This is a genomic window from Nocardioides sp. (genome assembly GCF_031422975.1).
In the GTDB taxonomy this organism is placed as follows: Bacteria; Actinomycetota; Actinomycetes; order Propionibacteriales; family Nocardioidaceae; genus Nocardioides.
Map to the genome: position 1 here is coordinate 1 of NZ_JANPEO010000655.1, position 5,541 is coordinate 5,541.

Consider the following 5,541-nt stretch of genomic DNA (forward strand, 5'->3'; position numbering starts at 1 on the left):
TGAACAGCATCCACGGAATGGTCTGGGTGAGGTTGTTGAGGCTGGCGACGGCGTCGTTGTAGTACTGCCGGGCAAAGGCCAGCTGACCCTCGATCTCCGCGAGCTGGCGCTGCAGGTCGAGGAAGTTGGTGTTGGCCTTCAGATCCGGGTAGGCCTCGGCGACAGCGTTGAGTCGCACCAGTGCGCCGGTCAGCGCCGCGTCGGCGGCAGCCTTGGCAGCGACGTCGTTGCCGGCAGCGGCCGACTGCACGCCGGCCCGGGCGCTGGTGACCGCCTCCAGGACGTCCTTCTCGTGTGCGGCGTATCCCTTGACCGTCTCGACCAGGTTGGGGACCAGCTCGGCGCGCCGCGTCAGCTGGACGTCGATGCCACCGATGGCCTCCTGGGCGGCGATGTCGGCGCGGCGGAGCTTGTTGAAGCCGGAGATCACGAAGCCGACGAGGGCCACGACGAGGATCACCGCGATGATGATCACCGCGACGAGGATCAGGGCGAGGGACATGGGACGGGCCTTTCGTTGGAGGTCGTGAACAGTCTGTCGGACCGTGTGCTCACCACGAGCCACCACCGCCCCCGCCCCCTCCGCCACCACCGGAGAAGCCGCCTCCGGAGAAGCCACCGCTCCCGGAGGACTGCGGACGCTGGCTGGCCTGGTAGGAGGAGATCGCGCCGTCGACGGTGCTGTCGAAGTCGGTGACCATCTGGTTGACGTGGTTGCCGGTGTGCATGCCGGTGTAGCCGCTGGCGAAGTAGGCGGGCACGGGCGGCTCACTGCCGATCTCGGTGCGGTACTTGTTCGCCCATTCGTCGGCCACGCCGAAGGCCACCGCCCACGGCAGGTAGGCCGTGTAGAGCTCCTTGCGCCCCGCGAACTCGAACCGCAGCTGGCTCGAGGGGGTCGAGAGCACGCGTCGGAAGCCACCGAGCTGCGACCACAGCTCACGCCCCTGCGCGGTGCGCTTGGTCCCGGAACCGGGAGCCAGGAGCCACAGGCCGCACGCGAAGAAGGCGCCCGGGACGAGGGCCAGGAGCGAGATGTCCACGGGGTTGAAGACGAGGATGAGCCCACTGAGCACGGCCGTGACGATGACGGCCGCGCCACCCGCACTGCCCAGCCCGGCCGACGTGATCAGGCCCTCGGTGCGGGCCCACTCCCGGATGGCGTCGGTCGACTCGGTCCTGGCCGACAGGAGCATCCTCCCCGCCTCGAGGTCCTGGGGATCCGCCTTGAACGAGCCCTGCCCGGTGACGCCGAGCAGCTCGGTGGTCCTGCGCGTCACGTCATCGAGCGGCCCGGAGCGCGGCTCGCCCAGGCCCCGGATCTGCCAGCCGTCGACGGCGCGGTCGAGGTCGATGGCGCCCTTCTCGGCTGCCTCCATCAGCGTCGCGATGAAGGCGGTCTGCTGCACCTGCTCGGTGAGGACGTACTGCCCCTGGGCCGGGCCGACGCCCTTCGGCGGTGCATAGAGCAGCGGATACGACGGCTTCGGCTCGTGGGCGTTGCGGACTGCGCGCAGGGCCACGACCGCGGACACGACGCTGGCACCCAGGACGAGGAGCACGCCCAGAAGGCCGGGCCCCAGCACCGGCTCCCACCTCAACGACCACGGTCGCACGTCGGCGGGGGCGGGCGCGGGGATCGGCAGGGTCGTGGAGATGGTGATCGGCGTGTTGGCGACCAGATCCGCGACCTCGGCCTCGAGGGTGCGGCCGCCCTCGCCACGGGCCTCGCAGCCACCGACCGCGCCGACCCCGCGCGCGCACTGCACGTCGCCCGCATCCGCTGGCAGGTGGACGAGCAACCGGGCGCTGTCGATCTCCTGCAGCCAGCCGCCCGGGACGAGGTTCCAGTAGAGGCGCGACCCGTCGGTTGCGGGGAGCAGCACGTCGTCGATCCGGTAGGAGATCTGATAGGTGTGCGACCCCTCGACCGTTGCGGACGCCGAGCCGATCCTGGCCACGTCGAAGCGGCCACGCTCTCGTGTCTCCAGCTCGAACGGCTCGGACGCCCCGTCCCGCAGGACGGTCACGTCGTGCGGCTCGCGGCGCAGCCGCGGGGCGTTGGGGTCGAAGCGGTCCCAGAACCGGAAGATGCCGTGCCTGTCGCCGTACGCCGGGAACTCCACGGTGATCGTCTCGACCACACGAAGATCGCCATCGGCGTCGAGGGTGAAGTCGGCGAGGTAGGACGAGATGCTGGTCGGCTCGTCGACCTCCTGCGCACCGGAGCGGTCCCACAGCAGCGCGGGGAAGGCGATGGCGAGCGACAACAGGCCGAACGCGATCAGCGTGGCGACCAGTCGCTTCATGGTCGCTGAGCCTAGGGGTGTCCGCCGAGCGACACGCACAGGGGCGCGACCTCGTTCAGCCGGTGTAGGCCTGCTGGTAGAGGCCGAGGAGCAGGTCGTCGGTCGGCCCGCTCAGCCCGCAGACCGAGACCCGGCCGTCGAGGCTGCTGATGAGGTAGGTCTCGCCCTGCTCGAAGTCGACCGCGAGCACCAGATCCTGGAGGTCCTCGCTGGGCGCGGCCACGGTGACCGTCTCGACGTCCTTGCCCTTGAACGACTGGGTCACCTCGAGCGTCGCGATGCCATCGGCGACCGCGGTGACCACGCCCTCGAACGCGGTGTCCTGGGCCTGCAGGTTGTCCACGTTGGGGGCCATGCAGCGGCCGGTCTGAGCGGCCGGGACGCTGAGCTCGAGGGACGAGGTCCCGGTAGTCGCGGTGGAGTCGCCGGTGGAGTCGCCGGCCCCGCTCCCGCAGCCGGCCAGCACCCCGACCAGCACCACGGCCAGTCCGGCGACCAGCACCCGGCTCGCCGCGAGGGTAGGGGCAGGCGTAGAGCGCGACATCTTCGGTCCTCCACGGTCGGTGAGCAACCACTGTTCCACACCGGTCAGACGCACCAGGCCGCGCGCCCGTTCCCGCTCAACGCCTGACGAGCCTCCACAGGACGGCCAGGGCCACGAGCACGCCGAGGGCTGGCTTCCAGTAGGTCTTGGCAAGGATCGGCAGGACAGCGCTGCCCAGGTCGAGCGTCTCGGGCTCGGGCGAGCGGATCGGGGTCGGCGCAGTGGGCGGTGACCCGGCAACGCCTTCGCGCACCGATTCGGTTGCTGGTCCACCGCTCGGGGGCTCTGCCGTAGCGGGCGCCGTCAACCGCGCCTCCAGGCAGGCCACGAACTGTCCCAGCAGCTTGTCCGAGACGTCCTGCATGACGCCGCGTCCGAACTGGGCCGGCTTCCCGGTGATCGCGAGGTCGGTGTCGACCGACACGTCGGTGGCGGTGCCCGACTCGGTCATGGTCACGGTGACGTGGGCCCCTGCCGTGCCGTTGCCTCGCCGGTCCTTGCCGTTCGCGTCCACGACGAAGCGCTTGGCGTCCTCGTCCTTCTCCACGAAGGTGCCGGTCCCGTTGTAGACCAGAGCGATCGGGCCGAGCTTGACCTTGACCGAGCCCGCGAACGAGTCACCCTCCGCCGAGGTCACCTGCGCGCCGGGGAAGCACTCGGCCACCGATGCGATGTCCTCGAAGTGGGCCCACGTCTCCTCCACGCCGGTCGGCACCGTGAACTGGTGGCTCAGCTCCATCGGCTCACGCCCCCGCGGCCGCAAGCACCGCGCGCCGGGTCAGGACCTGCGCCAGGTGGCTGCGGTAGTCGGCGGCGCCGTTGAGGTCCGACGGCGGGTTGGTGCCCTCGGTGGCGAGCGCTGCGGCCGTGCCGACGGCGTCCTCGGTCGCCGGTTGACCGACCAGGGCCGCTTCCACGGCGCGGGCGCGGATCGGGGTCGAGCCCATGTTGGTCAGCCCGACCCGGGCCTCGGTGATGGTGCCACCGTCCACCTTGACCGCAGCCGCTACCGCGACGATCGGCCACTGGTGAGCGACACGGACGAACTTCTCGTAGTGCGCACCCCAGCCGGTGAACTTCGGCACCCGGATCTCGGTCAACAGCTCGCCCTCGCCGATCGCCGTCTCGAAGAGGTCGACGAAGAACTCATCCGCGGGCACAGTGCGCGAGCCCCCGGGCCCGGTGATCACGAACTCCGCGCCGAGCGCGAGCGCAGGCGCCCCCAGGTCGCCGGCGGGGTCGGCGTGCGCGAGCGCCCCTCCGAACGTGCCGCGGTGGCGGATCTGGGCGTCGGCCAGCTGGTGCTCTGCCCGCACGATCAGCAACGCGTGCTCCTTGACCAGCGGGTCGTTGAGCACGTCGTGGTGCGTGGTCATCGCGCCGATGACCAGGGCGTCGCCGTCCTCCCGGATCCCGCGCAGCCCGGCGATGCCGCCGAGGTCGATCACCACCTCGGGCGCGTTGAGCCGCATGCGCAGCACCGGCAGCAGGCTCTGGCCACCCGCGATGAGCTTGGCATCGTCTCCGTGCTCGGCCAGCGCAGCCAAGGCTTCCTCGACGCTGGTCGGGGCCAGGTAGTCGAACTGGACCGGAATCACTGGCTCGCTCCATCCGTGCGGTCGGTGCCTTGCATCCCGTTCTCCTCCGCGCTCTGCTGGTTTGCCTCGCCTTCGGCGAAGTGCGGAGCCGCCGCACCTTCGGTCGTGCTGGCGCCGTCGCCGGCGTGGATCGCTCGCCAGACCCGTTCGGGGGTACACGGCATCTGGATGTCGTTGACCCCGAACTGCCTCACGGCATCGACCACCGCGTTGACCACGGCCGGCGTCGACGCGATGGTGCCGGCCTCGCCGACGCCCTTGGTGCCGAGCGTGTTGGTGGTCGAGGCGGTGGTGGTGTGGCCGACGTCGAAGCTGATCGTGTCGGCCGAGGTGGGCAGCAGGTAGTCGACGAACGAGCCCGAGACGAGGGTTCCGGCGTCGTCGTACACCGCCTCCTCCCACAATGCCTGCGCGATCCCCTGCGCCAGCCCACCGTGCACCTGACCCTCGACGATCATCGGGTTGATGATGTTGCCGATGTCGTCGACGCAGACGTACTTGCGCATCAGCACGCCACCGGTCTCGGTGTCGACCTCCATGGCACACAGGTGCGTGCCGTGCGGATAGTTGAAGTTGACCGGGTCGTACGTCGCATCGCTGTCGATGCTCGGCTCCACCCCGTCGGGCAGGTTGTGGGCCGCGAAGGTCGCCATCGCGATCTCCGCCATCGCCAGTCCCTGGTCGGTGCCCCTGACGCTGAAGCGGCCGGCGCCGAACTCGATGTCGTCGATGCTCGCCTCCAGCAGGTGCGCCGCGATCACCTTGGCCTTCTCGACCACCTTGTCGGCGGCCTTGACGAGTGCCTCGCCACCGACCACGAGGGAGCGCGAGCCGTAGGTGTCCAGGCCCTTGTGCGCGATCTGGGTGTCGCCGTGCAGCACCTCGACGTCCTCGAACGCCACCCCGAGCCGGTCGGCGACGATCTGGCTGAACGCGGTCTCGTGGCCCTGCCCGTGGGCGGACGCACCCGTGATGACCTCGACCTTGCCGGTCGCGAGCATCCTTACGCTGGCGTGCTCCCAGCCGCCGGCGCCGTAGTTGAGGCTGCCGAGCACCCGGCTGGGCGCGAGGCCACACATCTCGGTGAAGG

The 5,541-nt window shown here is 70.3% G+C and carries 6 protein-coding genes; all 6 read right to left on the reverse strand.

The window, feature by feature from the left end:
- The coding region (locus RMO85_RS19425; protein ID WP_310530358.1) for a LemA family protein at positions 1-502 on the reverse strand (502 nt) is incomplete at its 3' end.
- Between the two features lie 49 nt (positions 503-551).
- Positions 552-2,309, reverse strand: a complete 1,758-nt coding sequence (locus tag RMO85_RS19430; protein WP_310530359.1) for a DUF2207 domain-containing protein — start codon at positions 2,307-2,309, stop codon at positions 552-554.
- A gap of 55 nt (positions 2,310-2,364) precedes the next feature.
- Positions 2,365-2,853, reverse strand: a complete 489-nt coding sequence (locus RMO85_RS19435) for a hypothetical protein (protein WP_310530360.1) — start codon at positions 2,851-2,853, stop codon at positions 2,365-2,367.
- A gap of 76 nt (positions 2,854-2,929) precedes the next feature.
- Positions 2,930-3,592 carry an SRPBCC family protein gene (locus RMO85_RS19440; protein ID WP_310530361.1) on the reverse strand — a complete coding sequence of 221 codons (663 nt, stop codon included), beginning with the start codon at positions 3,590-3,592 and terminating at the stop codon, positions 2,930-2,932.
- Between the two features lie 4 nt (positions 3,593-3,596).
- Complete coding sequence (locus RMO85_RS19445; protein ID WP_310530362.1) at positions 3,597-4,451, reverse strand: xanthine dehydrogenase family protein subunit M; 855 nt, start codon at positions 4,449-4,451, stop codon at positions 3,597-3,599.
- Positions 4,448-5,541: xanthine dehydrogenase family protein molybdopterin-binding subunit (locus RMO85_RS19450; RefSeq protein WP_397204403.1), on the reverse strand; the 1,094-nt coding region annotated here is incomplete at its 5' end. The genes RMO85_RS19450 and RMO85_RS19445, both read right to left, overlap by 4 nt.

Bases quoted from the DNA above. Each gene is read 5' to 3' on its own strand.
- RMO85_RS19440 (WP_310530361.1), bottom strand. From the start codon at position 3,592: ATGGAGCTGAGCCACCAGTTCACGGTGCCGACCGGCGTGGAGGAGACG.
- RMO85_RS19435 (WP_310530360.1), bottom strand. From the start codon at position 2,853: ATGTCGCGCTCTACGCCTGCCCCTACCCTCGCGGCGAGCCGGGTGCTG.
- RMO85_RS19430 (WP_310530359.1), bottom strand. From the start codon at position 2,309: ATGAAGCGACTGGTCGCCACGCTGATCGCGTTCGGCCTGTTGTCGCTC.